The sequence below is a fragment of the Nonomuraea sp. NPDC003804 genome, assembly GCF_040610675.1.
Taxonomy (GTDB): Bacteria; Actinomycetota; Actinomycetes; order Streptosporangiales; family Streptosporangiaceae; genus Nonomuraea.
Genome location: NZ_JBEXMT010000015.1, coordinates 46,673 through 73,534 on the forward strand (window position 1 = coordinate 46,673; position 26,862 = coordinate 73,534).

General features: G+C 71.0%; 29 protein-coding genes and 1 pseudogene. 19 read left to right on the top strand and 11 right to left on the bottom strand.

What is annotated here, in order from left to right:
* Positions 1 to 226 precede the first annotated feature (226 nt).
* A complete protein-coding gene (locus tag ABZX22_RS21275; protein ID WP_354911584.1) occupies positions 227 to 577 on the top strand; it encodes a DUF1330 domain-containing protein in 351 nt (116 codons plus the stop codon).
* 88 nt (positions 578 to 665) lie between these two features.
* Here ABZX22_RS21275 and ABZX22_RS21280 read toward each other — a convergent pair whose 3' ends face one another.
* A complete protein-coding gene (locus tag ABZX22_RS21280; RefSeq protein ID WP_354911587.1) occupies positions 666 to 1,022 on the bottom strand; it encodes a hypothetical protein in 357 nt (118 codons plus the stop codon).
* Here ABZX22_RS21280 and ABZX22_RS21285 point away from each other — a divergent pair.
* The 3 genes from ABZX22_RS21285 to ABZX22_RS21295 all read left to right on the top strand — a co-directional run bounded on the left by ABZX22_RS21285 (position 1,003) and on the right by ABZX22_RS21295 (position 2,611).
* Positions 1,003 to 1,170 carry a hypothetical protein gene (locus ABZX22_RS21285; protein WP_354911589.1) on the top strand — a complete coding sequence of 56 codons (168 nt, stop codon included), beginning with the start codon at positions 1,003 to 1,005 and terminating at the stop codon, positions 1,168 to 1,170. The genes ABZX22_RS21280 and ABZX22_RS21285 overlap by 20 nt on opposite strands.
* Positions 1,171 to 1,366: 196 nt before the next feature.
* Positions 1,367 to 1,585: a hypothetical protein gene (locus tag ABZX22_RS21290; protein ID WP_354911592.1), complete on the top strand. Its 219-nt coding sequence runs from the start codon at positions 1,367 to 1,369 to the stop codon at positions 1,583 to 1,585.
* A gap of 549 nt (positions 1,586 to 2,134) precedes the next feature.
* On the top strand, positions 2,135 to 2,611 hold the full coding sequence (locus tag ABZX22_RS21295; RefSeq protein ID WP_354911595.1) for a hypothetical protein: 477 nt from the start codon (positions 2,135 to 2,137) through the stop codon (positions 2,609 to 2,611).
* Between the two features lie 312 nt (positions 2,612 to 2,923).
* Here the strand turns inward: ABZX22_RS21295 and ABZX22_RS21300 are convergent, their stop codons facing one another.
* Complete coding sequence (locus ABZX22_RS21300) at positions 2,924 to 3,406, bottom strand: universal stress protein (protein WP_354911597.1); 483 nt, start codon at positions 3,404 to 3,406, stop codon at positions 2,924 to 2,926.
* Between the two features lie 5 nt (positions 3,407 to 3,411).
* Positions 3,412 to 4,620 (bottom strand): SLC13 family permease, encoded by a 1,209-nt coding sequence (locus ABZX22_RS21305; protein ID WP_354911600.1) that lies wholly within the window; start codon positions 4,618 to 4,620, stop codon positions 3,412 to 3,414.
* A 427-nt stretch (positions 4,621 to 5,047) separates the two neighbouring features.
* On the opposite strand from ABZX22_RS21305, the gene ABZX22_RS21310 reads away from it, so the two are divergent.
* Together ABZX22_RS21310 and ABZX22_RS21315 are read left to right on the top strand one after the other, a co-directional pair.
* A complete protein-coding gene (locus ABZX22_RS21310) occupies positions 5,048 to 5,608 on the top strand; it encodes a TetR/AcrR family transcriptional regulator (protein ID WP_354911603.1) in 561 nt (186 codons plus the stop codon).
* A gap of 10 nt (positions 5,609 to 5,618) precedes the next feature.
* Entirely contained in the window at positions 5,619 to 5,975 is a 357-nt protein-coding gene (locus tag ABZX22_RS21315; RefSeq protein WP_354911606.1) for a hypothetical protein, read from the top strand.
* An 835-nt stretch (positions 5,976 to 6,810) separates the two neighbouring features.
* Here ABZX22_RS21315 and ABZX22_RS21320 read toward each other — a convergent pair.
* The 5 genes and pseudogenes from ABZX22_RS21320 to ABZX22_RS21340 form a co-directional block, all read right to left on the bottom strand.
* A complete protein-coding gene (locus ABZX22_RS21320; protein ID WP_354911608.1) occupies positions 6,811 to 7,626 on the bottom strand; it encodes a pyrroline-5-carboxylate reductase dimerization domain-containing protein in 816 nt (271 codons plus the stop codon).
* Positions 7,627 to 8,151: 525 nt separating this feature from the next.
* Positions 8,152 to 8,376, bottom strand: a complete 225-nt coding sequence (locus ABZX22_RS21325; protein ID WP_354912001.1) for a hypothetical protein — start codon at positions 8,374 to 8,376, stop codon at positions 8,152 to 8,154.
* Between the two features lie 278 nt (positions 8,377 to 8,654).
* Positions 8,655 to 8,897 (bottom strand): annotated as a pseudogene (locus ABZX22_RS21330) (GNAT family N-acetyltransferase); the annotation flags it as partial.
* A gap of 658 nt (positions 8,898 to 9,555) precedes the next feature.
* Complete coding sequence (locus ABZX22_RS21335; protein WP_354911611.1) at positions 9,556 to 10,299, bottom strand: glucose 1-dehydrogenase; 744 nt, start codon at positions 10,297 to 10,299, stop codon at positions 9,556 to 9,558.
* A gap of 330 nt (positions 10,300 to 10,629) precedes the next feature.
* Positions 10,630 to 10,845 carry a hypothetical protein gene (locus ABZX22_RS21340; protein ID WP_354911612.1) on the bottom strand — a complete coding sequence of 72 codons (216 nt, stop codon included), beginning with the start codon at positions 10,843 to 10,845 and terminating at the stop codon, positions 10,630 to 10,632.
* A 343-nt stretch (positions 10,846 to 11,188) separates the two neighbouring features.
* Here ABZX22_RS21340 and ABZX22_RS21345 point away from each other — a divergent pair, with 343 nt between their 5' ends.
* The 11 genes from ABZX22_RS21345 to ABZX22_RS21395 all read left to right on the top strand — a co-directional run bounded on the left by ABZX22_RS21345 (position 11,189) and on the right by ABZX22_RS21395 (position 23,003).
* Positions 11,189 to 11,923 carry a WYL domain-containing protein gene (locus ABZX22_RS21345; protein WP_354911615.1) on the top strand — a complete coding sequence of 245 codons (735 nt, stop codon included), beginning with the start codon at positions 11,189 to 11,191 and terminating at the stop codon, positions 11,921 to 11,923.
* A gap of 939 nt (positions 11,924 to 12,862) precedes the next feature.
* Positions 12,863 to 13,072, top strand: a complete 210-nt coding sequence (locus ABZX22_RS21350; protein ID WP_354911618.1) for a hypothetical protein — start codon at positions 12,863 to 12,865, stop codon at positions 13,070 to 13,072.
* Between the two features lie 730 nt (positions 13,073 to 13,802).
* Complete coding sequence (locus tag ABZX22_RS21355) at positions 13,803 to 16,547, top strand: AAA family ATPase (RefSeq protein ID WP_354911620.1); 2,745 nt, start codon at positions 13,803 to 13,805, stop codon at positions 16,545 to 16,547.
* 106 nt (positions 16,548 to 16,653) lie between these two features.
* Positions 16,654 to 17,595 carry an alpha/beta hydrolase gene (locus ABZX22_RS21360; RefSeq protein ID WP_354911623.1) on the top strand — a complete coding sequence of 314 codons (942 nt, stop codon included), beginning with the start codon at positions 16,654 to 16,656 and terminating at the stop codon, positions 17,593 to 17,595.
* Positions 17,592 to 18,200, top strand: a complete 609-nt coding sequence (locus tag ABZX22_RS21365) for a methyltransferase domain-containing protein (RefSeq protein WP_354911625.1) — start codon at positions 17,592 to 17,594, stop codon at positions 18,198 to 18,200. Before ABZX22_RS21360 ends, ABZX22_RS21365 begins: the two co-directional genes overlap by 4 nt.
* Before the next feature lie 8 nt (positions 18,201 to 18,208).
* Positions 18,209 to 19,393, top strand: coding sequence for a low temperature requirement protein A (locus ABZX22_RS21370; RefSeq protein ID WP_354911628.1), 1,185 nt, complete (start codon positions 18,209 to 18,211; stop codon positions 19,391 to 19,393).
* Positions 19,390 to 19,884 (top strand): 2Fe-2S iron-sulfur cluster-binding protein, encoded by a 495-nt coding sequence (locus ABZX22_RS21375; RefSeq protein ID WP_354911630.1) that lies wholly within the window; start codon positions 19,390 to 19,392, stop codon positions 19,882 to 19,884. Before ABZX22_RS21370 ends, ABZX22_RS21375 begins: the two co-directional genes overlap by 4 nt.
* Positions 19,881 to 20,891, top strand: coding sequence for a xanthine dehydrogenase family protein subunit M (locus ABZX22_RS21380; protein WP_354911633.1), 1,011 nt, complete (start codon positions 19,881 to 19,883; stop codon positions 20,889 to 20,891). Before ABZX22_RS21375 ends, ABZX22_RS21380 begins: the two co-directional genes overlap by 4 nt.
* Positions 20,888 to 21,082, top strand: coding sequence for a hypothetical protein (locus ABZX22_RS21385; RefSeq protein ID WP_354911636.1), 195 nt, complete (start codon positions 20,888 to 20,890; stop codon positions 21,080 to 21,082). Before ABZX22_RS21380 ends, ABZX22_RS21385 begins: the two co-directional genes overlap by 4 nt.
* Entirely contained in the window at positions 21,079 to 21,258 is a 180-nt protein-coding gene (locus tag ABZX22_RS21390; protein ID WP_354911638.1) for a hypothetical protein, read from the top strand. The genes ABZX22_RS21385 and ABZX22_RS21390 overlap by 4 nt, the downstream gene beginning before the upstream one ends.
* Positions 21,259 to 21,392: 134 nt before the next feature.
* The gene (locus ABZX22_RS21395) at positions 21,393 to 23,003 is read left to right on the top strand and encodes a xanthine dehydrogenase family protein molybdopterin-binding subunit (RefSeq protein WP_354911641.1); all 1,611 of its coding nucleotides are present in this window, start codon (positions 21,393 to 21,395) and stop codon (positions 23,001 to 23,003) included.
* Here ABZX22_RS21395 and ABZX22_RS21400 read toward each other — a convergent pair.
* Complete coding sequence (locus ABZX22_RS21400) at positions 22,942 to 23,817, bottom strand: AraC family transcriptional regulator (protein WP_354911643.1); 876 nt, start codon at positions 23,815 to 23,817, stop codon at positions 22,942 to 22,944. The genes ABZX22_RS21395 and ABZX22_RS21400 overlap by 62 nt on opposite strands.
* 387 nt (positions 23,818 to 24,204) lie before the next feature.
* Here ABZX22_RS21400 and ABZX22_RS21405 point away from each other — a divergent pair, with 387 nt between their 5' ends.
* Both ABZX22_RS21405 and ABZX22_RS21410 read left to right on the top strand, forming a co-directional pair.
* The gene (locus tag ABZX22_RS21405; RefSeq protein WP_354911645.1) at positions 24,205 to 24,960 is read left to right on the top strand and encodes an SDR family oxidoreductase; all 756 of its coding nucleotides are present in this window, start codon (positions 24,205 to 24,207) and stop codon (positions 24,958 to 24,960) included.
* Between the two features lie 47 nt (positions 24,961 to 25,007).
* Positions 25,008 to 25,445, top strand: coding sequence for a cupin domain-containing protein (locus ABZX22_RS21410; RefSeq protein ID WP_354911648.1), 438 nt, complete (start codon positions 25,008 to 25,010; stop codon positions 25,443 to 25,445).
* A gap of 100 nt (positions 25,446 to 25,545) precedes the next feature.
* Here ABZX22_RS21410 and ABZX22_RS21415 read toward each other — a convergent pair whose 3' ends face one another.
* Complete coding sequence (locus tag ABZX22_RS21415; protein ID WP_354911650.1) at positions 25,546 to 25,875, bottom strand: SDR family oxidoreductase; 330 nt, start codon at positions 25,873 to 25,875, stop codon at positions 25,546 to 25,548.
* Positions 25,875 to 26,831: a YafY family protein gene (locus ABZX22_RS21420; protein ID WP_354911651.1), complete on the bottom strand. Its 957-nt coding sequence runs from the start codon at positions 26,829 to 26,831 to the stop codon at positions 25,875 to 25,877. Before ABZX22_RS21420 ends, ABZX22_RS21415 begins: the two co-directional genes overlap by 1 nt.
* Between the last annotated feature and the right edge of the window lie 31 nt (positions 26,832 to 26,862).

Sequence of the window (26,862 nt, forward strand, 5' to 3'; positions counted from 1 at the left end):
CAACCAGTCGCTACAGAAGAGCTGCACCCAGAAATCTTCGGTGCATCCCTGCCGTGCCCGGCTCGGTCCCACCAGATGCGCCCGCTGGCTAGTTCCCAAACGAATGCCACAAGTCGGCCTGCGGCGCCAGATCGCCTACCTGTCAGGTAATCGCCCTGCCTACGAAGGGGGTGGCAGGATCGGCAGCGCACGCAGCGCACCGAACAAACCCCACCGGGAGGACACCGTGCCGGCCTACGTCATCGCCCACCTGCAGGAGGCAGCCCCGCACCCGGAGATCGCCGAGTACATCGAACGACTCCCCGCCACCTTCGAGCCGTACGGCGGCCGCTACCTCGTCCACGCCACCCAGCACGAGGTGAAGGAGGGCAACTGGCCCGGACATGTCGTGATGCTCGGGTTCCCAGGGATCGCCGAGGCGCGAGCGTGGTGGGATTCTCCCGCGTATCGGGAGATCGCGCCGCTGCGCTCGCGGCACATCGAGACCGACCTCATCCTGGTCGATGGCGTGCCTGAGAACTACATCCCGACGGCGGCCGTCACCGCCATACGGGAGGCGGCGGCCATGGCCGTGTAGGTCAGCGTCTGGAATGACAGCTGTCTTTACCTCCGCCACTGACCCCCGAACGACTTACCGGCGGGACCGCTTACGACCTCGTGCATGGTTAGCCGTGGCCTGCGGCGTAAGTGATCGTTGAGCTACGTGTGGCGAGAATTGTCAGGCGTTCGATCGTGGTGAACAACAGGCGTGTCACCGGATTGCCGGTGGACGTGCTGGCGGTATCATTCGCGCCATCGGGCAGATCCGCCCGCTGCTTGCCCAGCGCGGATGCCGCATCGCCCCCGGCCACAGACTCACCACGTTGGCCGAGGTGATCGCTTACCTGGGTGACAGCGGGCAGAGAGCCATCTTGGACGCGACTGAGATCCGCGTGCGCCGCCCGGCGGCCGGTACCGCGGACCGTGCTCGTTTCGTCTCGGGCAAAGAGCCGGATCAACGCGATGAAGGCGATGGTGCTCACCGATGCCCATGGCGCGGTGCTCTACTGCGGTCAGGTACGTCCCGGATCGGTCGCCGATATTACCCAGGCACGGCAATCAGGACTGCTAGAGCTGCTGTCCGCCACCCGAAACGTGGAGATATTGGCGATGCCGGCTATCAAGGCCTGAGCAGGCAAACCGGAGGCCAAACCGGAGCCCAAGTCGTGAGGCGACTCTGAGGGAGGGCGGCGCGGGAGGCGAGCGTTGGCGGTAGCTGGGCCCGGCAGGTCAGTTGGTCCGGGTGGTGATCAGGTGGGGTCCGACCCATCCGATGTAGACGGGGCCGGTCCGGCCGGTGCCGCGCTACGGCAGGAGCCTGCGGTCCATGGCGTACGAACAGCTCGAAGAGCAGCACGGCCCGCTCCGGCCAGTCGGCGGGGTGCCGGACGAAGACCGCCAGGCGCTCGAGCAGGCGCTGTTGAGGGCTGGCCGCAAGGCGGTCGCCACCCTGGCCGCCGCCCTGCACCGGGTCGCGATGAAGGCACTGGGCAGCGGCTACAGCACGGAGGTGCGTGAGCCAGAGGTTGACTCACGGGGGCGCTGAGGTCATCGCCAGCCCGCCCACTCCCCTATGTTGAACTTTCCCGCGGCAGCTGCGCGGCGCTGGGGCTGCGGCTACGCCTTCACCGCCCGCCGCGCCAGGGTGTGACTGGTGGTGCTCACCGGCCGGCGCGGCGGCTTTGGTGGACGGCTCTCCCGCCCCGCGGCCCTACCTGAAGGATGCTGGCTGGCAGCGGGAGAACCCCATGCACGGCTTCCATGGAGCCCACTGCGGCGGCCTGCTGGCGGGCTTGCGTGAGCTGGTCGCGCAGCCGCTCGGGCTCGTCTTCGCCGTGGCGGCGTTCGGCGGCGAGTCCCTGGCGCGTACCCCGAGCGTCGGCGTGGGCCTCGGCCGCAGCGGCCGGCCGCCAGCTTCGTCTCGGTCTCGCGGAGCCGGGCCTGGGCCTTGGCCGGCGTCACGGCCTGACAACGCCTCCATGGCGAAGGTGGCCATGTCGGCATGCGCTGAGGGCAGTTATCGGTCTGTTGCGATCCGCCCCGAGCTGGCCTCCAGACTGGCCCGATCATCCACAGCAGAAAAGGAGTGACCACGATGTCCACCTCGGCCACTCCCACCCCCAAACAGATACGCGAACTGGCCAACCGGGCTGAGAAGTTGGCGGCCGCCATCGAGACGCTGGCCGGCGACCTGTCACAAACCGACCCTGCGGGTCGCGCCGGATCCCGGCTGCCGGACGCCGCCAGCCTGGTCCGCCAGGCCGCCTACGACCTGCTGGAGACCGCCGCCGACCTTACCCGCCTCGCCTACCGCCCGTTCACCTTCTGCGCCATGAGCTGGGGAGCGTGCCCCGAACACGGCGCCACCCTCGCCTCGATCGGCAGCACCACCCGCTGCACCGTCCGCGACTGCGCCCGCGTCTGGAGCTACGGCCACGACAAAGCACCGTGCGCCGAGCCCGCCACCCACCGCCTCATCGACACCACCGGAGTCGAGACGCTGGTGTGCCGCGGGCACGCCGTCGCGGCCCGCAACAGCGGCAGCCGCGTGGAACCGCTCACGCCGCCCTGACAGAGGCGGACCCGATGCTGGCCTGGCTCGGCCAAAGACATCCCCGGGATCAATCCGCGGCCTACCGGCGCGCGGTAACAACTCCCGTTGCCGACCTCTGAAGAGGACAAGTCACCCCGAGGAACAGCTGGCCCACCGTAGAGGGCCGGCCGTTCCTGGCGAATGGACCCTCGAGGCACGGATCCTTTCCGGCCCGGATGAAATACTGGCGCCCTGCCGTAACCGACTATGTCGTATTCGTGGCTGTCGAGTTAGGTGGGTCCGTGTTCAAGCCCTTGCTCTTGTACCGGAGCGGCGCCGGCCTGGCCGTGGCTAGCGGTGGTGCGGCGGGTGAGGGGCCATGCTGGGTGCGGTCTCCGGCCAGACCAGCAGGACGGGGCAGGAGGCGTGGTCGACGATGAAGCGGCTGGCGGGGCCGAGGCTGCGGGGACCGAGGTGGGTGCGGTCGCCGTCGCGGGCGAGGATGAGCAGGTCAGCGCCTTGTGCGGCGGTCACGACTTCCCGTTCGACGCGGCCCGAGCGCTCTTGGCGAGTACACGGGCGTCCCAGCCGCTCGGCCGCGCCGGCCAGGAGCTGTTCGGCGGAGGCGGCGGCCAGGCGTTCCACGGCGGTGCCGGGGTCACGGTCGGGGCGTGCGCGGCCCAGCAGTCCGGCGTAGGCGCCGTGCGCGGCGCCCGGCACCTCGTGGCCGGTGACGTGCAGCAGCACGATGTCGGCGTCTGCGGCTGTGTGGGTACGCGCGGCGTCGACGCAGGCGGGCCAGGTGCCCTCCACGATCCAGACGATGACGGTCACGGTGTTCAGCCTCCGATCGCTTGGAGCGAGACCCACAGTGCCACCACCGAGAGCAGCAGGGCGGCGGGCACGGCGAACAGGCCGAGCCGGGTGAACTCGCCCAGTTCCACGTCGGTGTCGTGTCCGCGCACGATGCGCCGCCACAGCAGGGTGGCCAGGGAGCCGGCGTAGGTGAGGTTCGGGCCGATGTTCACGCCGAGGAGGACGGCCAGGACGGCGCCCGGGCCGGTGGGGGCGGTCAGGGGGAGCAGGACCAGGACGGCGGGCAGGTTGTTGATGAGGTTCGCCAGTACGGCTGCCAGTCCCGCGATGGCGAGGAGGGCCGGGAGTTCGGTGCCGGCGGGTATCACGTGGCCCAGGGCGTCCGCGAGGCCGTTGTCGACCACCGCGCGCACCACGATGCCCAGGGCCAGCACGAAGGCGCAGAACGGCAGGGCCGCGGCCCGGACGATCGCCGTGGGGGTGGTGCGGCGCTGGGCCAGGGCGCGGGCCGCCAGGACAGCCGCGCCCGCGGCCGCCGCCCAGGCCGGGTTGATGCCGACCACCGAGGTCAGGACGAAGCCCGCCAGGGTGCCCGCCACCGTGAGCAGGGCGAACAGCGGTAGTTCGCGGGGCTCGTCGGTGGGCGGGGCCTCGGCGCCCGCGTCCAGGTCGATGGCGAAGAAGCGGCGAATCACCACGTACTCGGCACCGATCGCGACCAGCCAGGGTAGAGCCATCAGGGCGGCGAAGCGGGTGAAGGTCAGGCCGCTGGCGGCGAAGACCAGCAGGTTGGTGAGGTTGGAGACCGGCAGCAGCAGTGAGGCGGTGTTCGACAGATGGATGCAGGCGTAGACGTGCGGCTTCGCTCGGGCGCCCAGCCGGGCGGCGGTGGCGAACACCACCGGGGTCAGCAGCACCACCGTGGCGTCCAGACTGAGCACCGCGGTGATCAGGGAGGCCGTCACGAAGACAAGGACGAGAAGGCGCCGGGGGCGCCCGGCCGCCCGGCGGGCCATCCAGGCACCGCAGGCGTGGAACAGCCCCTCGTCGTCGCACAGCTGGGCCAGGACAAGCACGGCCGCGAGAAAGCCGATCACCGGCCCCAGCCGGGCGGCCTCGGCTGCCGCGTGGTCGAGGGAGATCGCGCCTGTGGCGATGACCACTCCGGCGGCGGGGACGGCCACGATGGCCTCCGGCCAGCCCCACGGCCGGATCACCGCGCAGGCCAGCACCGCCAGGAGCAGGGCGACGGAGAGTGCTTCTGCGAATGAGGCGTTCAGGGGCTAAGCCCTTCCGGGATGGAATCCTGACGCAACAGCAATGAGCGCTACACCGCCGGCTCTCGGGGACCTGGTGCCGTACCAAGCGGGCGGGGCTCAGCGCCGTTTGCCCGGGTCCCCATGAAAGCCGTGGTCAGCGACGTGACTGCCCCTTTCTCCCGAACTTGGTCTACCCCCTCGATGGGTGTGTTCACGAGTGCAGCTGCCCCGCCGATCAGCCATATGAACCGCGCCGGGTTCCTTTAACGACATTTTCGGTCCGCCGCACCCTGATCCCCGAGGCCCCCACTTCCACGTCTCCCTGAGGCCCGCCTGGTGTCCGCCGGTTTAGGAACGATCGTTCTTGACTGATTGTTCCTAAACCGGCTATGATCATCACATGGGCCGACCGAGAGGTTTTGACGAGACCGAGGTGGTGCGAGCGGCGGCAGCGCTGTTCGCCCACCGGGCATACGACGGCGTCTCCATCGACGACCTGGTCGCCCACCTCGGCATACATCGCAACAGCCTGTACAAGATTTTCGGCAGCAAGCGGGGTCTGTACATGGCCGCCTTGCGGTGGCATGTGGAAAACCAGGTGCGTCCGCTGATCCTCGCGATCGGCGAGGCCAACGACCTCGCCGAAGCGGTGCGCCGGGCGCTGACCGGCCAAGGGGACAGTTCGGCCCTGGACCTGGTCCTGATGGCGGCGCTCGAACACGCGCCGGCCGACCCGGAGGTCGCCGCCGAGGTCACCGCGGTCCTGGACGCCCTCGACGAGGCACTTGCCATCGGCCCGACCGGCGCAATCCCCACGCCGGCGCTGAGGGGCGCCCTGACCTCGTCGCTGCTCGGACTCCGGCTGCGCGCCAGGACGGCGTCATCCGGTGCCGGACCCGAACAGGCGGGCGCCGCTCTGGCGCGACACCTCTTCCCGCACAATCCTGACCCTTCCCTCTAAGGAGCATGAAATGGCACGAGTGCACATCGACGGCGACACGCTGGTCGTCGTCATCGAGGGGCTGGACAAGCTCTGGGCACTGAAGAGCAGTCTGACCATTCCCCTGTCCAACGTCCGCGGCGCCACCGCCGATCCGGGCATGATCAATGAAACCAAGGGCATCCGCGCCCCGGGGACGCACCTGCCCGGCGTGATCACCGCCGGTACCTTCCACCTGGACGGCGAGCGGGTCTTCTGGGACGTCCAGAACCCCGCCAAGGCCATCGTCATCGAACTGACGGATGAGCGCTACGCCCGCCTCGTCGTACAGGTCGACGACCCTCGCGCCGCCGTCGCGCTCATCGAAGGCGCCATCGCCCAGGCCTGACCCCACATGCCTGGTCGCAAGCACGCTCTCGGGGATCGGTGTTCCGGAGGCGGCGGGGCGGTGGCCAGGTCGGCCAGTTCCTCGGCCACGGTGCGGCAGGCCACGAGTTGGCCTTTCGTTAACGACGCTGCCACGAAGTACATCGGATGGTCGTTAGCCCTGGTCAGCGGCAATCCGTCGCGGGTAGAAGCACGAGGTCGTCAGCGGGAGTGCCGACGAGCGGCGGGGTCGTGCTCGGCGGTGATGCGGGCGGAGGTTTCCTCGCAGGCGCAGCCTGGCGACATGCTCCCGGCGGACGGCGGGTGACGCCTCCCACACCCCCGTGAAGGTTCGGTCGGCAGCGGCACCGGATGTGCCTCTTCCAGAGCCTTCTTCGGGTACCAGTCGGTCGCCGCGGGGTCCGGCCGGCGCGGCCCGACCCCGCTGTTCTGGCAGCACGTGCGCCCGTACGGCGGGGTACGCCTCAATCTGGACATACGCCTGAGCATCGGGCACCAGGGCCCGTGAGCCCTCCGTCCCGGCCTGATCCGAAGGCTCGGCGGAGGATGTGTCCGGACATTTCGCCGACGATCACGTTGTGCGACTGTTGGGCCCTCGGGTAAGTGTCGCGTCATACGGCCCGACGGCGGTCTCGGTGTAGCGGCCGTCGACGCGGCGCCACACCGGCCGGGTCCAGGTGACGATCGTCATCACCACCGGGAGGTGGTGTCGGCCTCAGTCGGCCAGTTGAGCGTCCTGTTTGGCCAGTTCGACACCAACACCGTCCACGGCTCCCCGAACGCACGCTGTGCGGCGTGACCGGCACCCTGGCCAAGGTCGTTGTCCGCACGATGAATCACAGTGCGGGCAGGGGCTTGGATCGCTCGTTGTCGGCAGTCGCCCAGAACGCTGCCCGCCACGCCGCGGCGAGACCGTCGCGGCTCGCCTCGACGGCAGCGGCGGTGTTGCCGCCGGGAACCACGACGCGGTCCACGATCTCGGCCAATGGCGTCCCGTGATCCAGCAGCCGGCTGACGGCGTCGATGCTCTGCGCGAGGAGTTGTTCGGCCAGACCCGGGGGTAGCGGCGCGCCGCGCTCGATCTGCGCTGCGATCATCGATTGGGCCACACTGGCCAGAAGTGCCGGACCGCACGATGCCAGGTCGGTGGCTGCCCGGCCCTGTCGCTCGCCGATCACGAACGGCCGGGAGAACCCCTGTAGCAACTCCGTCAACTCGGCAACGGCGTCCTCGCTCAGACCAGGGCCGGGCATGAGCAGCGTCGCGCCCGCACCGATCTCGTTACCGACGCTGGGAATCAGCTTGGCAACGGGACAGGGAACCGAGTCCGCCAGCCTCGGCAGGGGCAGTGCGTTGTTAATCGTGACCACGATGTGCTCCGCCGAAAGTCGAGGACGCACAACGGCGAGCACGTCAGGAAGGTCCACGTTGCGCACACACAGAACAACCAGGGTAGCCCGGTCAGCCAAGTCGGCTGGCGGCAGCACCGTGGCGGTAGGTACAGCAGCGCGTACGCGCTCGATGCTGGATACCGACCGACCTGCGACGAACAATCGTGCCGGTTCGACTGCTCTGCTGAAGCCAGCGGCCAGAGTCAGCCCCATTCGGCCCAAGCCCACGATGCCCACCGTTCGTGCCGTCACGAGCACCATCGTCCCAGAGTCTCGCTGCCGCCGTGGATCCGCTTGCCGCCTTGGACATCGATGCCACGATGGTTCCACGGGAATCCGGCTGACCTACGCGTCGCAACTGTCCATATGGTGCCCGGGCCTACGGGGAAGGTTCGCCTGTCCGGTAACGTCACGGTGGCTATTGTTTCTCGGAACAGTAACCGACAGAAGGAATAAATACGCCTTCCAAGGCACGGGTACAGCCGGAATACGGCGGAAAGACACCGCGCCGGGGCGTTAGCCGTGCAGAACATGGACTCTGTCCGATCTTCGGATCGCATCACCACAGGTCAACACCCTCACGCCGGTTCCTACGCTATTCCCATCCTGTGCACCGCATGGCACCCCAACGCCGAACCCCCTGCCTCCGGCCCTGCCTTCGACCTGCGCCTGCAGGCGAGCGCGGCCCGTTTCTGTCGTATTCCGGCCGCACCCCACGCACTCCTGCCAAACCCCATCGAAGGCGGCGTTCACCCCGTAGGTGGATCACCGACCCTCTCCTCTCCTTCATGCTCGGACCGGTTCCTGCCCGGCAGGTCGTGAGGATCGGCGTCTGGACGGGCTCGGCGGCATAGGCGCCACGGGCTGGGCCGCGAAGAGCGCGGCGGTCGCTTCGGCCGCAGCAGCGGCGACCTCCAGGTAGACGCCGGTGTAGGTGTCACGGGTGAAGGCCAACGACCTGTGTCCGAGCGTCTCCTGCACAATCTTGATGTCCACCCCGGCGGCCGGCATCGCCGTTGCAGCGCTGTGGCGCAGGTCGTGCAGCCGGATCGCGGTAACCCCGCCTGGTAGCACAGCCAGTAGGAGCGATCGGTGACATGCTGGGGACGCAGTGGTCGGCCCATCTCGTCGGTGAAGACGAAGCCGCTGTCGGCCCGGTCTTCGCCCGCGGTCAGCCGCTCCCGGGCCTGCCTCTTCCGGGCACTGGTGACCGCGCGATCGGGTTCGCCAGCCATGGCGTAGTGGCTCGCGTAGACGTGCAGGTAGTGGTCGCTCTCGCTGAACCCCATCGCTCGATACCAACGCAAGGTGTCCATGTCGTCTCGTGTCCAGGCGTCGACGGTTGTCACCGTGGACATCGTGCGGATGCGTGCCGAGGCCTGCTCGAGTAGCTCACGGCCCATGCCAACGTGCTGGTGATCGGGATGGACCGCGACGGTCTCAATAGTTGCCAGTGCGCCCTCGATGGCGACGTCCGTCAGCCCGAGACCGGTGGCGTGCTTGTCGACTGCGACCAATTCGAAACCGGGCACTTCGATGGCGGGTTTTGCCTGGGCAACGTCATCGAAGTAGGCGGTGCTCAGGAAGGCCAGAACCCGGCAGCGCAGCCAGGAAGGTTCGTCGGTCGGTGTGTAGTCACGGATGCTGTAGTTCAAGGCTGTGATCCTCAGCAGGCAGGGACGGAGCTGCGCCGGATCGCCTACGACATCGACGAGTTGGCCCGTGCCGCCCCGCAGCCGCGGTCGACGTCGCCGGCAGGGGTTTCGTCGCGCGAGCTCGCGTCCTCGAGGAGGCGACGAAACGCGGGGCGGGGCAGCGGGGTTTCGCCCAAGCGGCCGCGCAAGGCCTCTCGCTCGGCCGTCCGCCGAGCCAGCCCGCCTGCAGCTCTGGAACGACCAGTCCCGCTAAGGTGCACCCACGCGCTCCTTGGCAGGACTGGTCGTTCGCTTGCGCTACATCAGCCCTGTCTCCATGATTACGGCCTCGACCCGACCACAGGCGAGATCTCCAACGCTCGTCGACGCCGGCCGCCACGAGGGATGGTGGCGGGGAGCGCGACCCCGCTCTCGATCAAGTCGGCCAGCCAGGTCACTATGCGTGCTGACCAGGCAGATTCGGAGACGATACCGGCCGGGCTTCGTTCTGTGCGCAGTGGCCCAGTGATGCGTCCACCTCGCCGCCGGCCGCCGGTCAGATCATCAGGCCACCGGAGACACGCAGGTTCTGACCCGTGACCCATTGCGAGTCGGGCCCGGCCAGGAAGGCCACGACGTTGGCGATGTCCTCCGGACGTCCCAGCCGTTGCAGTGGCGTCAGGGCCACAACGTGCGCGATGGCCTGCTCCAGATTCTCCCCGGCTGCGGCGCGCATCATGTCTGTGTCGGTGGCACCGGGGGACACGCTGTTGACCGTGATACCCCTGGGACCGAACTCGCGGGCGGCGACCGCGGTGATCGTCTGCAGTGCCGCCTTGCTGGCGAAGTACAAGGCCAGACCCGGCACCGCACCGGTAGAGGTGATGTTGACGATTCGCCCACCTTCGCCGAGCCTTTCGGCAGCGGCTTGCATGACGAAGAACGGCCCCTTGGTGTTGATGGCCATCACCTCGTCGAAGTCGCTCTCAGTGGCGTCGCAGATGTTCCCCATTGGATTGATCGCCGCGTTGTTGATCACCACGTCCAACCCGGCCAGGCTTCGGTCGGCCTCACCGAAGAGGTACTTCAGGTCCTCCAGGCGCCCCTGGTCCGCTCGTACCGCGATCGCCTGCCCGCCAAAGGCCGCCACTTCAGCCACCACGTCCTCAGCCGCCGCCTGGTCGCGGTTGAAGCTGAACATCACTGCCGCGCCCTCACGAGCCAGCCTCACCACGATCGCTCGCCCGATCCCCCGCGACCCGCCGGTCACCAGTGCCTTCTTCTTCTCCAACGTTCCCATGTCGACTCCTTGCCATCGGCCGCTCCCCTGATGGGAGCGCCTCACAGCAGAGTCGTAACAACAGCGTCAGTCTTGACATCCGCGCCGAAGAAAATCCAGGAAAGGGGACAGAGGCACCGGGCCCTGCCGCAACCGAGGGCGACCAGGGCATCGGTCGCGACAGGAAGACTCCGGGGCTGAGCAGCAACCGTGCGGCCAGTGGCGGGACGGTTCCGGTACTGCACCGCCGACCCCCGCGCAGGCAGGGTGGTGGCGGTAGCTGGTGTCCAGTGCGATGATCCGTCGGCTGGCGGGCAGCCATTGCGTGGCTCTTAAGCATCGCCCGTTTGGTCACACCTTGGCGGCAGTCATCCAGTTGCCCGACAAATCGGCGACCAGTACGCCTTCGCCGCCACTACCTTCGGCACCCGCGGCTCCGACGTCCCCCAGCCCGACACCCTCGAAGGGCTGCTGTCGGCCCTCCCTGACACTCGCACCGTCATCGATCCCGTCCGCCTCGCCGCCGTCCTCGACCGGAAGCCAACGCCCCGCGTCCCGGCCGACCACACATGTTCCCCCTCGACCCGGCCACCACCGACCAGACCGACGCCATCGTCTTCCTCAAGGAAATCTGAGCCACCCCTTGGCCAGGATGTCCACTCGCGGGTTGTTCCGTTAGGGGATCCCCCACCGGAACACCAGCCGCCCGGGCAACCGCCCCAGGTCAGAGTGTTCCGTACAGATGTTCCGCAAACTGTTCCGGTGAAGGCCCCCTATCCGGAACGCTTGAGCGAGTGAATGGAACCCGCGTCGGCTATGCCCGCTGCTCCACCGACGAACAAGACGTCGTGATCCAGACCGAGCAGCTGCTCTGCCGCCGCTGCTGCTCGACGACGAGGAGGCCGTGGCGGTGGCGATCAGCCTGCGTACGGCCGCGACGGGCAGCGTCGCCGGCCTGGAGGAGGGTGCGGTGCGGGCGCTGGCCAAGCTCCAGCAGCTCCTGCCCTCCCGGCTGCGGCACCGGGTGGAGGCGTTCCGCGCGGCGACCGTGGCGCTGCCCGGGGCGGCCGATCCGGAGGTCAGCGCCGATCTGCTGGCCGCGATCGCCACCGCGTGCCGCGACCGGCGCCGGGTGCGGCTGCGCTACCGGGGGCGCGACGGTGTCACCGCGCGCGAGGTCGAGCCGCACCGGCTGGTGCACACCCCGCGCCGGTGGTACCTGGTGGCGTGGGACGTGGCCAAGGACGACTGGCGTACCTTCCGGGTCGACCGGATCGAGGAGCCACTCGGGCCACCGGGGGCGCGCTTCACGCCGCGCATGCCGCCCGAGGAGGACGCGGCCGCCTACGTCTCGCACGCCATCACCTCGGCGCCGTACACGTACCAGGCCCGCGTCCTCTTCCACGCCCCGCTTGAGGCGGTGGCGCCGCGCACGTCGCCCGGCGCTGGACGGCTGGAGGCCGTGGACGCGCGCACCTGCCTGTTCACGGCCGGCTCGAACTCGCTGCGTGAGCTGGCGGTGCACGTGGCGGTGAAGGGGTTCGACTTCGAGGTGCTGGATCCGCCGGAGCTGGTCCCGGTGCTGCGCGAGGTCTGCGACCGCCTCGACCGGGCCGCGACCATGTCGGACCCGGGTTCCGGCTGAAGGAGGTTCCGGTAGCAACGGCGGAAAATCGAGACGCCCTCACATCAGGGCAGGTCAGGGGTACATCCGTTGGATTTTCCGCGATTACTACCGGGACCCCGGGCACGGCGACCAGGGTTTTCGGACTATTCGGGCCCCTCTATGCGCGGGCGCGCGTGGCGCCCCGGCCCGGCCGGCAGGCACTCGACTACGCTGCGAGATTCGTCGTGTCCCCGTGCCGTCGGGAACGGCCCGCTGCGGAGGCCGCTTCCCAGCCCAGCCAGTCGTGAGGGCCGGCGTGGAAAGGTCCGGCTCTCGCCCGGCTGGCTGGGGCACGGGCACGACGCACACCCCTGGCCTCTGGCACGTCGCTGGTGTCATGGGCCGCCGCTGACGCTGAGACGAGTGATGGGTTGATTCGCGGCCGGCGTGCGACGTGCAGTGTGGGCGTCGGTCCCAGCCGACCGCACCCGGGTGCCCTCCACGAGGGTCTGCCCGAAGGCGAAGGCGCTCCACTCTCTTCCACTGCCGTGATCATCGATCACCCCCCGAGCCGGTCGTTCCTCGGTCGGCCTGGTGGTCGTGCTTGTCGCGCAGCTGATGCTCGCCATGGACGCGACCATCGTCAATGTCGCCTCCCGCAGATCGCGTCCAACCTGGGCTTCACCCCGGCCGCGCTGTGGGTGCTCAACGCCTACACCTGGCCTTCGGGCCGCCTCCTTCTACTGGACGGCCGGCTGGGAGACACCTACGGCCGCCTGTGCGTCATGGAGCTCGGTCTGCCGTGTTCACGCTCGCCTCGCTGGCCGGCGGCTTCGCGTAGGAGCCCGCCTAACTGATCATCGCCCGCACGGTCCAGTGCTTGGGCGCCTCGCTGGCCGCGCCCGGCATCTCGCGCTGCTGACCACCAGCGTCTCCGATGGGACAGGCAGGCACTGCGCCCTCGCCCTCTTCTCGGCGGTGAGCATCAGTGGCGGCACACTCGGCCTCGTGCTCGGCGGTCTGGCCACCGAGCACGGCACCTGGCGCTGGACCATGTTCGAGGTCCCGATCGAGCTGGTGGTGCTGCTGCTGGCCCGCCGTACCGTGACCGAGACGCCGCGCCGTCCCGGGCGCCGCCATCGGCGCGGCCGGGACGATCGTTTGGGCACTCAGCGGCGCGCCCGATAACGGACGACCGACCCGCGCACGATCTTCGGCTTCGCCGCAGGCGCCGCCGGCTCCACTACGCGCCGTCCCGGATCCGATCATGATCCAGCCAGAGTGGCCAACCTCAACGTACGCCGACAAGAACGGCTCGGCGGAGCTCTGCACGAATACTCACATGTCGCTTGAACTGTATGAATGTAATTTTCGGCAGGCGCAGATCCCGCCGTATGCGCCGATCATCGACGCGTGACTGCAGGCCCAGATCCTGCTGAAGGGTCGGTGGTCCACAAGCGGCTGGTGGAGGAGTGCGGCTTCATCGGCAGCTGCCAACGGGTCATGCTCTGCCTGCGGCAATCGCGTGGTCAGCCGCTGCTTGCTCGAGCATGGGTTTCATGCAGTGGTGGTCTTCGGGTAGTACCGACGAAGGCCCGCTGCGAAGATGCGGTGTGTCCGGCACCCGGACGGCCACCCCGACGGGCGCGCCCGCGTCCGCCTCCCGCTGTTCCCGGCTGGCCCGCGGGAAGTCCGAGTGCAGAAATCAGCGGTATGAAACTCGACGCCGCACGTGCGCTCTACGCCACGGCAGGGCCGCACCAGCCGATCTGCGGCCCGCCGCCACCGTGAGGTGACGTGCCCGATCGTGGCGAACCTCTGCCTGATCCCGCCCACTCTCCGTCATCGTGCGCACGGAGCCCGTCCGGCCGCACGGCGCCGGTTATTCTCGCCGCACCACCGACGCCGTGAGGGACCTGTGGCCATAGTCGAACTCGTCGGCCGGGAGGCCGAACTGGAACAGCTTTCCCGCTTCCTCTCCGTCGTGGAGGGCCGGGGACGGGCACTGCTGCTGGGGGGCGATCCGGGAGTGGGCAAGTCCGCGCTGGTGGCCGCCGCGGCGGAGCTCGCGGGCGCGTCGGGCATGCGGGTGCTGCGCGCCGCCGGCTCCGAGTTCGAGGCCGACGTCAGCTACTCCTGTCTCAACCAGCTCCTCCTGCCGCTGCACGCCGACATGGAGCGGCTGCCGCCCCCGCTGCGCGAGGCGCTCTCGGTGGCGCTGGGGTTCGGCGTCGGAGCGCCCACGGACGCCCTGCTGGTCGGCAACGCGGCGCTCCTGCTCGTCAGGACGGTCGCCGCCGAGACGCCGCTCGCCCTGCTCGTGGACGACGTCCAGTGGATCGACCGCGCGAGCGCCGCCGCACTCGGCTTCCTCGCGCGCCGCGTGGAGGGGGCCGGGGCGGCGCTACTGCTCTCCGCGCGGACGGGCGCGGAGAGCCGGCTCGACCCGCGCGGGCTCGCCGAGACGGTCGTCGGACCGCTCGCCCACGAGGCTGCCGAGAAACTGGTGGAGGGCCGCTGCCCCGGCCTGCCTGCGCGGATCCGCGAGCGGCTGCTCGACCTGGCGCGGGGCAATCCGCTGGCGCTGACCGAGTTGCCTGCCACCATGCGGGGGACCGTGCGGCAGGCCGTGCCACACGCCGAGGTCGTCCCGCTGAGCGACCGGCTCCAGTCCGTGTTCGCCTCACGGATCGCGGACCTTCCGCAGGTGACCCGCGCCCTCCTGCTGCTGGCCGCCTTCGAAGGCGCGGGCGACGTGCGGGTGCTCAGAACGGCGCTCGGAGAAGCGGCAGGGCTGGCGGATCTCGCCCCCGCCGAACGTGCCCGGCTGGTGCGCGTCGACGACGGCGCGGCGCGGATCGAGTTCGGCCACCCGCTGATCCGCTCGGCCATCGTGGCGGGGTCCACGCACGAGGAGCGCAGGAAGGCGCACCTCGCCCTCGCCGCTGCCCTCCCTGACGACCAGGAGCGGCGCGCCTGGCACCTGGCCGCGGCGGCGACCGGCCCCGACGAGCCGGTGGCGCGCCTGCTCGAGGACTCCGCGCACCGGGTCATGCGGCGCGGCGACGCGTTCGCGGCGGTCGCGGCGCTGATCCGCGCCGCCGAGCTGAGCGCCACGAGCGCCGACCGCGGCCGCAGGCTGTCGGAGGCGGCCTACATCGGCGCGGAGGCGAGCGGCGCGACCGACGACGCGATGACGCTCCTCGCCAACGCCCGCCGCGCCGGCTCCGACCCGGCCGGTTCGCTGCACGCGGCCAACGCGGCCGCCTTCCTCATGCTCAACGGGGACGGCGACGTGGCCACCGCCCACCGGCTCCTGGTCGGCGCCATAGAGACCGCCGGGCACGGCTACCGGGCCGAGGACCCCGCGCTGGCCGAGGCGATGCACACGCTGATGCTCCTGAGCTGGTACGGCGGCGCCCCCGAGTACTGGGAGCCGTTCTACCGGGCGCTGCACAGGATGAAGCCGGAGCCGCCCGAAGTGCTGGCGCTGGTGAGCGCGACCTTCCCCGACCCCGTCCGCACGGGCGCACCGGCCCTGGCCACCGGCGAGGCGATCCTTGCCACGCTCGCCGACGAGACAGACCCGACCCGGATCATGCGCATCGGCACCGCCTCGGTCTACCTGGACCGCCTCGGCGACTGCCGCGAGTCCTCCTGGCGGCTGGTCCGGCAGGGCAGGGACGGCGGGGCCCCGCGCCGCCACCTCGGCGCCCTCATGCACCTGTGCCTGGACGACTATCTGACCGGCCGCTGGGACGAGGCGGAAGAGCTCGCCTTGGAGGGCCGCCGCGTCTGTGCCGCGAGCGGTTTCTCGTTCTTCGCTTGGTACTTCCTCTACAACGGCGCGATCGTCGCGGCCGGGCGCGGCCGCGCAGACGAGGCCGTCTCGCTGGCCGAGGAGATGGTTCACTGGGCGCTGCCGCGCGGCGTGACGGCCGCGACGCTGTTCGCACGCCATCCGCGGACGCTCGCCGCGATGGCGCAGGGCGACTTCGACGCCGCCTTCCGCCATGCGGCGGCGATGAGCCCGCCCGGGGTACTCGCCTCGCACGTCCCGCACTGCACGTGGGTGATGTTCGACCTGGTCGAGGCGGCCGTGCGCACAGGGCGGAGGGCCGAGGCCCGGGCGCACGCCGAGGCGATGCGCGCCGCGGACGTCGCCGCCCTGTCGGGCCGCATGGCGCTGCTGCAGGCCGGGGCCGACCTGCTGGCCTTCGACGACGACCGGGCGGTGGGACGGCTGGAGTCGCTGCTGACGCACCCCGACGGGGAGCGATGGCTGTGGGACGCCTCCCGGGTCCGGCTGGTCCTCGGCGAGAAGCTCCGCCGTACCGGCGCGGCCGCGGGGGCCCGACGTCACCTGCTTGCCGCACGCGACGGCTTCGCCGCCATGGCCGCGGAACCGTGGCTGGAACGCGTCCGCCGCGAGCTGCGCGCCGCGGGCCACCGCCAGGCCGACCCGCCCTTCGGCGGCCCCGACGCGCTGACCGCGCAGGAGCTGCAGATCGCGCGGCTGGCGGCGAGCGGGCTGACGAACAAGCAGATCGCCGCCCGGCTGTACCTGTCGCACCGGACGGTCGGCGCGCACCTGTACCGCGTCTTCCCCAAGCTGGGCATCACCTCCCGCGCCGAGCTCAGGGACGCCCTGCCTCAGTCATGAGCGGCTAAGTCACGGCCCCGCGCACCGGAGTCATCTGACTGATGTGACGGCGTGGCGCGCCGACGACAGTGGTGGAACCGACCCGCTCCACGAGTCAGGAGTCCCGATGACCACCATGTCCGCCCGGCCCGGGCTCGATCCCGAGGTGGGCGCGTTCCTCGCCGAACTGCCGCTGGCCGTCGAGCTCACGGCCGAGTCGCTCGCGCGGCTCCGCGCCATCCCGCCCACTCCGCTCGACGTCCTGCTCGACGGCCGCGACGCGGTGCACAGGGAGGTCGCCGCTCCCGTCCCGCTGTCACTCTTCAGCCCGCCCGCGCCCCGGCTGGCGCCGTGCGTCTACTGGATGCACGGCGGCGGGATGGTGATGGGCGACCGGTTCTCGCAGATCGACATCCCGCTCGAATGGCTCGACTCGTTCGGGGCCGTCGTCGTCTCCGTGGAGTACAGGCTCGCGCCGGAGGCCACCGGCACGGCCCTGGTCGAGGACTGCTACCGGGGCCTGCTGTGGGTGGCCGAGCACGCCGCCGACCTCGGCGTCGACCCGGAACGGATCGTCGTCGCGGGCGTCAGCGCAGGTGGCGGGCTCGCCGCCGGGGTCGCGCTTCTGGCACGCGACCGAGGCGGCCCGCCGATAGTCGCGCAGCTGCTGATCTGCCCCATGCTCGACCACCGCAACATCACCACCTCCAGCCACCAATACGCCGGGGAGCCCGGCGTATGGACCCGCGAGATGAACGAGTACGGGTGGCGGGCGGTGCTCGGCGACCTCGGGGCCGGGGCAGTGCCCGGATACGTCTCCCCCGCGGTCGCCGACGACCTGTCCGGGCTGCCGCCCGCCTACGTCGACGCCGGGTCCGCCGAGGTCTTCCGCGACGAGGACGTCGCCTACGCCACCCGGATCTGGGCCGCCGGTGGACAGGCCGACCTGCACGTGTGGGCGGGCGGGTGCCACGGCTTCGACGCGCTTCTCCCGCAGGCCGGGATCTCGGCGGCGGCTCGCCGTACCCGGCACGACTGGCTCGCGCGGATCCTGGAGGCGGGGCGATGAGCGAGCGCACCACGTTCCTGCGCGAGTTCCTGCGCGCCCCGCTGACCGTCGGCGCGGTCGCCCCCAGCGGCGGGCCGCTGGCCGAGCTGGTCACCTCGCCGGTCACGGGCGAGGGCGACCCGCTGGTCGTCGAGCTCGGACCCGGCACCGGCGCGTTCACCGAGGCCGTCCAGCGGCGGCTCGCGGGGCGCGGCAGGCATGTGGCCGTCGAGGTCAACGAGCGCTTCGCCGAACGGCTCGCCGCCCGCTTCCCGCAGGTCGAGGTGGTCTTGGCCGACGCGCGGGAGCTCGACAGGGTGCTGACCGAGCGCGGGTGCGGCCGAGCGGACGTGATCGTGAGCGGGCTGCCGTGGGTAGCGTTCAGGGCCGACGTGCAGGACGACCTCCTCGCCTCCGTCACCGGGGCGCTCGCCCCGCGCGGGGTGTTCACGACCTTCGGCTACTCCCACACCCGGTGGGCTCCCCCGGCGCGCAGGCTGCGCTCGGCCCTCGGCGGGAGGTTCGAGGAGTTCGTGGCCAGCCGTACGGTGTGGGCCAACCTGCCGCCTGCGTTCACCTACTTCTGCCGCCGGCCGCACGTCGCGGCGCCGGCCGTCTCCGGATAGGCGGCGTCGTGCGGCGGAAGGACGCGCGGCGGAAGGACCTCCGGTGGAAGGCGGAAAGCGTCCGCCCGACCGCCGAGGACCATCGGGCCACGCCGTTCGAGCTCTTCTTCGACCTCGTCTACGTCTTCGCGATCACCCAGGTGACCGGCTTCATGGCGGGCGAGCACGACGCGCGCGGCGAGCTGCGCGGACTGCTCGTGCTCGCCCTGCTGTGGGGCACCTGGTCCGGCTACACCTGGCTCGGCAACCACTCGCGGGCCGACGAGGGGCCGCTGCGGGCGTGGATGGTCGTGGCGATGGGCGCGATGTTCGTGGTCGCGCTGACCATCCCCGAGGCGTGGAACGGCGGGGCCGCGCCGCTCGTGCTCGTCGGCGCCTACCTGCTGGTCCGCTGGGTGCACCTCACGGCCTACTCCGTGGCCGCGGCGGGCGACGCGGGGCTGCGCCGCCAGATCGCCGTCACCGGGCTGCCGATGCTGGCCGGCGCGGTCCTGCTGGTGTCGGGGGCGCTGCTGGGCGGGTGGGCGCAGGTGGCGCTGTTCGCGCTGGCGCTCCTGGTGGACTGGGCCGGTATCTACCTGACCGCCAGGCGCGGCGCGTGGCGGCTGCACAGCCCATCCCACCTGGCCGAACGGCACGGTCTGTTCATGATCCTGGCCATCGGCGAGTCGGTGGTCGCGATCGGCGCCGGGGCCGCGGGCCGTCCCGTCGGCGCGACGCTGCTCCTGGCGGCCGTCCTCGGCATCGCGATCGCGGTCTGCCTGTGGTGGCTGTACTTCGACCAGGTCGCGGGGCCCGCCGAGCGGCGGCTCGGGGCGGCCGGGGGCGAGCGGCGGGTCCTGCTGGCGGTCGAGGCCTACACCTACGGCCACTTCCCGCTCGTCGCCGGGATCGTGCTCACCGCCCTCGGCGTCGAAGGCGTGGTCGCCCACGCGGACGTCGCCGACCCCCTCGGGACGTTCTCGGCGCTCGCCCTGTGCGGCGGCGTCGCCCTGTACCTGGCCGGGCACGTGCTCCTCGGGCTACGCCTGTACGGCACGCCGGACCGCCGGCGGCTCATCGCGGCCGCCGCGGCCCTGGCGCTCACCCCGGTCACCGCCGCCCTCCCACCCCTGGCCGGCCTGGCTGCCGTCGCCGCCCTCCTCATCGTCCTGATCGCCGTGGAATCGCGGCCGAGAAAGGAAACACCATGACCGATCCCACAAGCAGCACGATCTCGCTGCGGGTCGACGAAGTGACGCACGAACTCACCGTCGACAACAGACGGACGCTCCTCGACGCCCTGCGCGAGGACCTCGACCGCACCGGACCGAAGAAGGGCTGCGACCACGGCCAGTGCGGCGCCTGCACCGTCCTGCTCGACGGCTGCCTCACCCTCGCCGTCGCCGCCGAAGGCGCCGAAGTCACGACCGTCGCGGGCCTCGACCATCCGCTCCAGGCCGCCTTCGTGGCACACGACGGCTTCCAATGCGGCTACTGCACCTCGGGGCAGCTCTGCTCGGCCGTCGCGATGCTGGCCGAGCACGCGGCCGGCTGGCCCAGCGCGGTGAGCGGTGACGTCTCCCCCGACGGCCCTCCTGCCACGCTGGACGCGGCGGAGGTACGCGAGCGGATGAGCGGCAACCTGTGCCGCTGCGGCGCCTACCCGTCGATCGTGCGCGCCGTCCTGGAGGTGACGCGATGAGGGAGTTCGCCTACCGGCGCGCGAGCGACGTCCGCGACGCGCTCGTCGCCGGCAGCACCGGCGCCCGCTACCTGGGTGGCGGCACGAACCTCGTGGACCTGATGAAGAGCGGCGTGGAGATCCCCGACCGGCTGGTCGACGTACGGCGCCTGCCGCTCTCGGGGATCGGCGAACTACCGGACGGCGGGCTGTCCGTGGGTGCCACGACGACCAACAGCGACCTCGCCGCCCACCCCGAGGTACGGCGGCGCTACCCGGCGGTGAGCCAGGCGGTGCTGGCCGGAGCTTCCGGCCAGCTGCGCAACATGGCCACGGTCGGCGGCAACCTGCTGCAACGGACCCGGTGCGGCTACTTCGCCGACGTGTCGCAGCCATGCAACAAGCGGATGCCCGGCAGCGGGTGCCCCGCGCTCGCCGGGGAGCACCACAACCACGCCGTCCTCGGCCGCTCGCAACACTGCGCCGCCACCCACCCGTCGGACCTGGCGGTGGCGCTGGTCGCCTTCGACGCCGTCGTCCGGTACGAGACGCTCGACGGGGTGGGCGAGATCCCGCTCGAGGCGTTCTATCCGCCGGTGGGCCAGACGCCGCACCGGGAGACGGCGCTGCCGCCCGGCGCCTTGATCACGGCGGTACTCCTGCCTGGATCGGCGCTCTCGCCGCGCTCGCGCTACCGGAAGGTGCGCGAGCGCGCGTCCTACGCCTTCGCGACGGTCTCGATCGCCGCAGGTCTGGACGAAGCGACGGGTTCGGCGCGCATCGCCCTCGGCGGCGTCGCCTCTCGTCCCTGGCGCGCCCGGACCGCCGAGGCCGTCCTGCGGGACAACCCCGGCGACCGACCCGAGGCCGGAGGGCGCTTTTGGGACCCCGACCTGCTCCGGGCCGCCGCGGAAGCCGAGCTGGCCGCCGCCGACCCACTGCCCGGCAACGGCTACAAGGTGACGCTCGCCCGCAACTTGATCGTCGCCGCCCTCACCACCCTGTCCCGAGAGGAGACCCGCCGGTGAACACGACGACCGGCGCCGTCGGGGCGTCCCGCCCGCGCCTGGAGGGACAGGACAAGGTCACCGGCCGGGCCCGCTACGCCGCCGACGTGCCCGTGCCCGGCCTGCTCTTCGGCGCGCCCGTGCTGTCCACCGTGTCCCACGGGCGCATCCCGCGATCGACCCGACGACGGCCCGGACCATGCCCGGCGTGATCGGCGTGATCGACCACACCGATGCGCCGCGTCTGAGCCCAAAGGCGGGCGGCTTCTTCGGTCCCGACGGCAACCTCCAGCTCCTCCAGGACGCGGCGATCCCCTTCGCGGGCCGCCCGATCGCGCTCGTGATCCCGAGACCCCGGAGCAGGCCCAAGCGGCCGCCGCCGCCCTGACGGTCACCTACGATGCCGCACCGCACGACACAGCCTTCACCGCGTCCCACCCGGCCGCGAGACCCGCAGCGACGATCTTCGACGGCCCCGCAGACGTCGGCGACGTCGAAGCGGGACTCGCCGCCTCCGCGGTCGTGGTCGAAGAGCGCTACCGCACGCCTGAGGAACACTGCTGCGCCATGGAGCCGCACGCGGCCACCGCCTGGTGGGAGGACGGGGTTCTGCACGCGATCGACTCCAACCAGGGCCCGTTCGCCGTCGCCGCCACCCTGGCCGCGCTGTTCTCCCTCCGTCTCGACCAGGTGCGCGTCCGCACCGAGCACGTCGGCGGCGGCTTCGGGTCGAAAGGGCTGTGCGGGCCGCAGCTGATCCTGGCCGCGATGGCCGCCACGCGTTTCCAGCGGCCGGTCCGGGTCACGCTCACCCGCGCCCAGGTGTTCCTCGCAACCGCGATGCGCCCGGCGACCGACCAACGAGTCACGCTCGGAGCCGACACCGACGGCCGGCTGCGGGTGATCCGGCACGAGGCGGCATTCGAGATCTCGCCACTGGCCGAGTACATCGAGGGGTGCACCGAGCTCACCAAGACGCTCTACGCCGCTCCCGCGATCCGGACCCGGCTCAGCGCGGTGCCGCTCGACATCCTGCCGCCGTACTCGATGCGCGGGCCCGGCGCCGCGCCCGGCTCGTTCGCCCTCGAATCGGCCATGGATGAGCTGGCCGAGCGCCTCGGCATGGACCCTCTGGAGCTGCGGCTGCGCAACGAGCCGGAGGTCGGGCCCGTGTCCGGCCTGCCGTACAGCAGCAGGAACCTGGTGGCGTGCCTGACCGAAGGGGCGCGCCGGTTCGGCTGGGAGGGCCGCGACCACCGGCCGCGCCGGCGACGGGAGGGTGCGCTGCTGATCGGCACCGGGATGGCGGCCACGTCGTTCAGCGCGGGCGCCTTCCCGTCGTCGGCGTCGATCACCGCCGAACCCGACGGGACCTTCACCATCGCCATCGGGGCCACCGACCTCGGCACCGGGGCGCGCACCGCCCTGACCGCGATCGCAGCCGACGCGCTCGCCACCGGCCTCGAGCGGATCCGGCTGAGGATCTCTGACAGCGTCCTCGGCCCCGCCTGGGGTGCGGGCGGCTCCCGGGGGACGACCTCCTGGGCCTGGGCGATCACCGAGGCCGCGGCCACGCTGCGCGACCAGGGCCTGCGCGGGACCGCCACCGCCGACACGACCTTCTCGCTCGGCGCACTCGCCGCCCGCGAACGGCATGCTTTCAGCGCTGTCTTCGCTGAAGTGGGCGTCGACCCGGATACCGGTGAGGTGCGCGTGCGCCGCCTGCTCGGGATGTTCGCGATCGGACGGGTGGTCAACCCGCTCCTGGCCCGCAGCCAGGTCGTCGGCGGGATGATCGGCGGCCTGTCGATGGCCCTGCACGAGGAGGGACTGCGCGACCCCGTCTCAGGACGGCACGTCAACGCCGACTTCGCCGGCTACCACATCGCCGCGCACGCCGATGTGCCCGACATCGAGGCCGGGTTCGTCCCCGACCACGAGCCGGGCATGCCGATGGGTGTGAAGGGCGCCGGCGAGATCGGCAACGTCGGCACGGCAGCGGCCGTCGCCAACGCCGTCTGGCACGCCACCGGAGTGCGGCAGCGGACCCTGCCCATCCGCCTCGACCGGGTCATCGAAGAACCGCGTCCCGGCTGGGCGGAATCCCGAACTGGCGGCGGTACTCCCGGCTGAACTGCGACGGGCTGTCATACCCCACCCGCCGCCCGACCGCCGCGACGTCGGCCGGCGCCGCGGCGAGCTGCAACCTGGCCTGCTGGAGGCGGATCTGCTTCTGGAAGCGGATCGGGCTCATCGAGGTGACGGCCAGGAAGTTCCGGTGGAACGCCGAGACGCTCATGTTCGCCCGCCTGGCGAGGTCTTCGACGCGGAACGGCTCGGCGTAGTGGTCGCGGATCCACTGCACGGACCTGGCGATGTGGCTGAGGCTGCTGTCCGGCAGGCCGAACTGGCGCACGATCGCCCCCTGCTCGCCGGTGATCAGCCGCCAGATGATCTCCCGCTTGATCAGGGGCGCGAGGACCGCGATGTCGCGCTGCCGGTCGAGCAGGCGTAGCAGGCGGACGACGGCGTCCAGGAGGTCGGCGGGGGCGGTGCTGACGGCCAGGCCGGGCGGCGCCCCTTCGGGGAGCTCGGGCAGGTCACCGCCCGCCTGCAGCAGCACGTCGGCCACGTCCGTCCGGCGCAGCGTCAGCCCGAACCCCAGTCCGGGCAGCTCGGGGGCAGCCTCGGCGAAACAGGCCGTGACTGGCAGGTCGACGGAGGCCACCAGGTACTGACCCGCCCCGTACTCATGGACCCGGTCGCCGAGTGCAAAGCGTTTCGTCCCCTGGGCTACGACCGCCAGTACCTGGCCGTACGTCGTCGGCGTGGGCGGCCCGGGGCGCTCGGCTTTGAAGACGAGGACGTCCTCGATCGGTGTCCGCAGGTCGGGGCGGGCATGGCGGCCAAGAAGGTCACGCAGCTCGTCGAGTGCCATGATCTCCATCAAACCTCCCGGCGCTCCGCGCGGCAACGGCACGCCCGCGGGCGGCGGGAGGGCCTGCCCAGTGGCGCAGCGTCATTTCCGTGACGCTGCGCCTGGTCAACCCCGACGAGACGCCACGTCGCGTTCAGCCCCGTGGTGGTGGAGCCTTCCGACTCACCGTTCGCCCATTGGCTCGCCGAGGGCCGCGCAGCTGTACGTCTCCGCAGGCAGGGACGTCGGCGACGGTTGCTGAAAGTTTGCCGCCCGGTTTGTGGAAGCAGAGACAGGACGAGGGCCGCTGGAGGCGGCCGAAGAGATTCTGCTGGGGACTGTCACAGGTCGGCAGACTGCCCTGTCCTGGCGTGCGACCAGTTGGCAAGAGGTGCTTCGGGAACAGGAAGGTTTGTCATGAAGATCGTGGTCATCGGCGGGACTGGCCTGATCGGGTCGAAGCTCGTGACCAAGCTCGGTGAGCACGGTCACGAGGCGGTGGCGGCGGCACCGAGCACCGGCGTGAACACCCTCACCGGCGAAGGGCTGGCCGAGGCGCTGGCGGGCGCGTCGGTGGTGATCGATGTGTCGAACGCTCCCTCCTTTGAGGAGACGGCCGTGCTGGAGTTCTTCGAGACCTCCACCCGCAACCTGATCGCCGCGGAGGCGGCGGCCGGCGTCGGCCACCACGTCGCGCTGTCGGTCGTGGGAACGGAGCGGCCGCCCGGGAACGCCTACTTCCGGGCGAAGATCGCCCAGGAGCAGCTGATCGAGAAGTCGTCGATCCCGTTCTCGCTCGTGCACGCCACCCAGTTCTTCGAGTTCGTCTGGAGAATCGCCGACGCGGCCACGGACGGCGACACCGTGCGGATGGCGCCCGTGCTCTTCCAGCCCATCGCGGGAGATGACGTCGCGCAGGCGATCGGCAGGGTCGCGGTGGGGACGCCGTTGAACGGCAGAGTCGAGGTGGCCGGGCCCGAGCAGCTCAGGATGGACGAGTTCTTCCGCGACGCGCTGGCCTCCTGGGGTGATCCGCGCGAGGTGGTCACCGACCCGCACGCGCACTACTTCGGCGCGGAGCTGCTCGAGCGGTCGCTGGTGCCGGGTGACGGCGCCACCCTCGGCCAGATCCGCTACAGCGACTGGCTCAGCCGGAACGCCGCAGACAAGTAGCGCGCCCCGCCCAGGCTCCATTCCCATAGGTCACGGAGGTAGTTCCCATGCCCGATCACGAGTCGGCAACCGCTCAGCCCAAACCGAGATCGACCGCATGGCAGACGGCGATCACCATGCTGCAGGAAGCAGAACCGCCCTTCATCCCGCCGGGCGCGCACGCGATGACCGTCGTCGTCGAGTTCCCGCCGGGCGACCCCGGGACGCCGCCGCACCGGCACTCGGGGCCGGCGTTCGGCTATGTGGTGGAAGGCGAGATGCTGCTGGAGCTGGAAGGCGAGCCGGAGCGCGTCGTGCGCGCCGGTGAGGCGTTCTGGGCGCAGGGTGGCGATGTCATCCACTACCAGGACGGCAACAACCGCGACGACATCCCGGTTCGCTTCACCGTCACCATGCTGTGCGAACCCGGCAAGCCGATGCTCACCTTGGTCGACGACGAAGAACTCGCCCAACGCCAGGACCGCCGCGCCCCTCGCCCGTCCTGAGCACGGGATGCTTCCCAGATCGAGGCAGGTGACACAGCTCTCAGCACCCACACGTGCTCACCGCGCTGGTGTGGAGATCATCGCCCTTGCCGGAGTGGTCTCAGAGAGTCGTGACCAGGCCGCCATCGATGTGGAAGTCGCTGCCGGTGATGTTCGCCGCCACGTCCCCGGCCAGGTAAAGGACCAGGTCGGCGACCTCTACCGGGCTGATGAAGCGACCCACGGCGGAGGTCGCGGCGACGTGCTCGGCGACATCACCGGGGGTGCCGCCGGTGGCGCCCGCCACGGTTTCCGCGACCCCGCCCGCTCCCATCCACAGGTCCGTCGCGACCGGGCCTGGGCTGATCGTGTTGACCCGTACGCCCCGGTCGGCGACCTCCTTGGACAGGGCCTTGCCGAAGTTGGCCAGGGCGGCCTTGGCGCATGACACTAGGCGGTGCCGCCGCGCAGGAAGAGCCGGCCGACGTCGCGCAGGTAGTGGCGGAATTCGGGCGGATCGATGACGTCGAATTCCGCGCCTACGGCGGCCAGAACGAGCACCGGCCAGTCGAAGGCGTCCACCTGCAGGCGCAGGCGGCAGGAGTCGTCGTCAACGGCCTCGACCCACCCACCGGTGACGGCGACGACCGGCTCCACCGTGCTGGCCGGCGTGTGGAGGAGGACGGTGACCTCGTACCGGGTGGGACGGGAGCCGAGCCGTTCGGCGACGAACGCGGCGGCGTCCTCGGCGGGCAGGTCGCGCGGGCGGAAGCGGGCTCCGGTGGCGGCCGGGCCGGTGAGGCGGTCGAGGCGGAAGATGCGCCAGTCGGCGCGGTCGAGGTCCCAGGCGACCAGGTACCAGCGGCGCTTGAGCGAGACGAGCCGGTGTGGCTCGACCAGCCGGGTGGCCGGCTCGCCGGATGGGGCGGCGTAGGTGAAGGTGAGCCGTTCGTCATCCCGGCACGCCTGGGCGATCGCGGTGAGCGTGGTGGCGTCGATGTGAGGACCGCCCGCCGGGGCGGTGACCGTATAGGTGCGCAGCGCGTCCACGCGGCGGCGCAATCGGGGAGGCATGACCTGGACGACCTTGGTCAGCGCGCGCAGCGAGGACTCCTCGACGCCTTCGACGGTGCCGCCGGCGGCCGTGCGCAGGCCGACGGCGATGGCGACGGCCTCCTCGTCGTCGAGCAGCAGGGGCGGCATCGCGGCGCCGGACCTGAGCTGGTAGCCGCCGGCGGAGCCGCGGCCGGAGTGGACCGGGTAGCCGAGCTCGCGCAGCCGGTCGATGTCGCGGCGCAAGGTGCGCTCGCTGACGGCGAGCCGGTCGGCCAGTTCCAGGCCGGGCCAGTGGCGGTGGGTTTGCAGCAGGGACAGCAGTCGCAGCATGCGCGCGCTCGTGTTCGCCATGTTTCCAGGTTCTCTCACCTTCCGGTCAGGA

Excerpts from the sequence above, each read along its gene's own strand:
- ABZX22_RS21365 (WP_354911625.1), top strand. The coding sequence starts at position 17,592 with ATGAGCGAGCGCACCACGTTCCTGCGCGAGTTCCTGCGCGCCCCGCTG.
- ABZX22_RS21315 (WP_354911606.1), top strand. The coding sequence starts at position 5,619 with ATGGCACGAGTGCACATCGACGGCGACACGCTGGTCGTCGTCATCGAG.
- ABZX22_RS21410 (WP_354911648.1), top strand. The coding sequence starts at position 25,008 with ATGCCCGATCACGAGTCGGCAACCGCTCAGCCCAAACCGAGATCGACC.
- ABZX22_RS21375 (WP_354911630.1), top strand. The coding sequence starts at position 19,390 with ATGACCGATCCCACAAGCAGCACGATCTCGCTGCGGGTCGACGAAGTG.
- ABZX22_RS21325 (WP_354912001.1), bottom strand. The coding sequence starts at position 8,376 with ATGCCGGCCGCCGGGGTGGACATCAAGATTGTGCAGGAGACGCTCGGA.
- ABZX22_RS21380 (WP_354911633.1), top strand. The coding sequence starts at position 19,881 with ATGAGGGAGTTCGCCTACCGGCGCGCGAGCGACGTCCGCGACGCGCTC.
- ABZX22_RS21420 (WP_354911651.1), bottom strand. The coding sequence starts at position 26,831 with ATGGCGAACACGAGCGCGCGCATGCTGCGACTGCTGTCCCTGCTGCAA.
- ABZX22_RS21295 (WP_354911595.1), top strand. The coding sequence starts at position 2,135 with ATGTCCACCTCGGCCACTCCCACCCCCAAACAGATACGCGAACTGGCC.
- ABZX22_RS21285 (WP_354911589.1), top strand. The coding sequence starts at position 1,003 with ATGAAGGCGATGGTGCTCACCGATGCCCATGGCGCGGTGCTCTACTGC.
- ABZX22_RS21290 (WP_354911592.1), top strand. The coding sequence starts at position 1,367 with ATGGCGTACGAACAGCTCGAAGAGCAGCACGGCCCGCTCCGGCCAGTC.
- ABZX22_RS21405 (WP_354911645.1), top strand. The coding sequence starts at position 24,205 with ATGAAGATCGTGGTCATCGGCGGGACTGGCCTGATCGGGTCGAAGCTC.
- ABZX22_RS21360 (WP_354911623.1), top strand. The coding sequence starts at position 16,654 with ATGACCACCATGTCCGCCCGGCCCGGGCTCGATCCCGAGGTGGGCGCG.
- ABZX22_RS21335 (WP_354911611.1), bottom strand. The coding sequence starts at position 10,299 with ATGGGAACGTTGGAGAAGAAGAAGGCACTGGTGACCGGCGGGTCGCGG.
- ABZX22_RS21320 (WP_354911608.1), bottom strand. The coding sequence starts at position 7,626 with ATGGTGCTCGTGACGGCACGAACGGTGGGCATCGTGGGCTTGGGCCGA.
- ABZX22_RS21310 (WP_354911603.1), top strand. The coding sequence starts at position 5,048 with ATGGGCCGACCGAGAGGTTTTGACGAGACCGAGGTGGTGCGAGCGGCG.
- ABZX22_RS21400 (WP_354911643.1), bottom strand. The coding sequence starts at position 23,817 with ATGGAGATCATGGCACTCGACGAGCTGCGTGACCTTCTTGGCCGCCAT.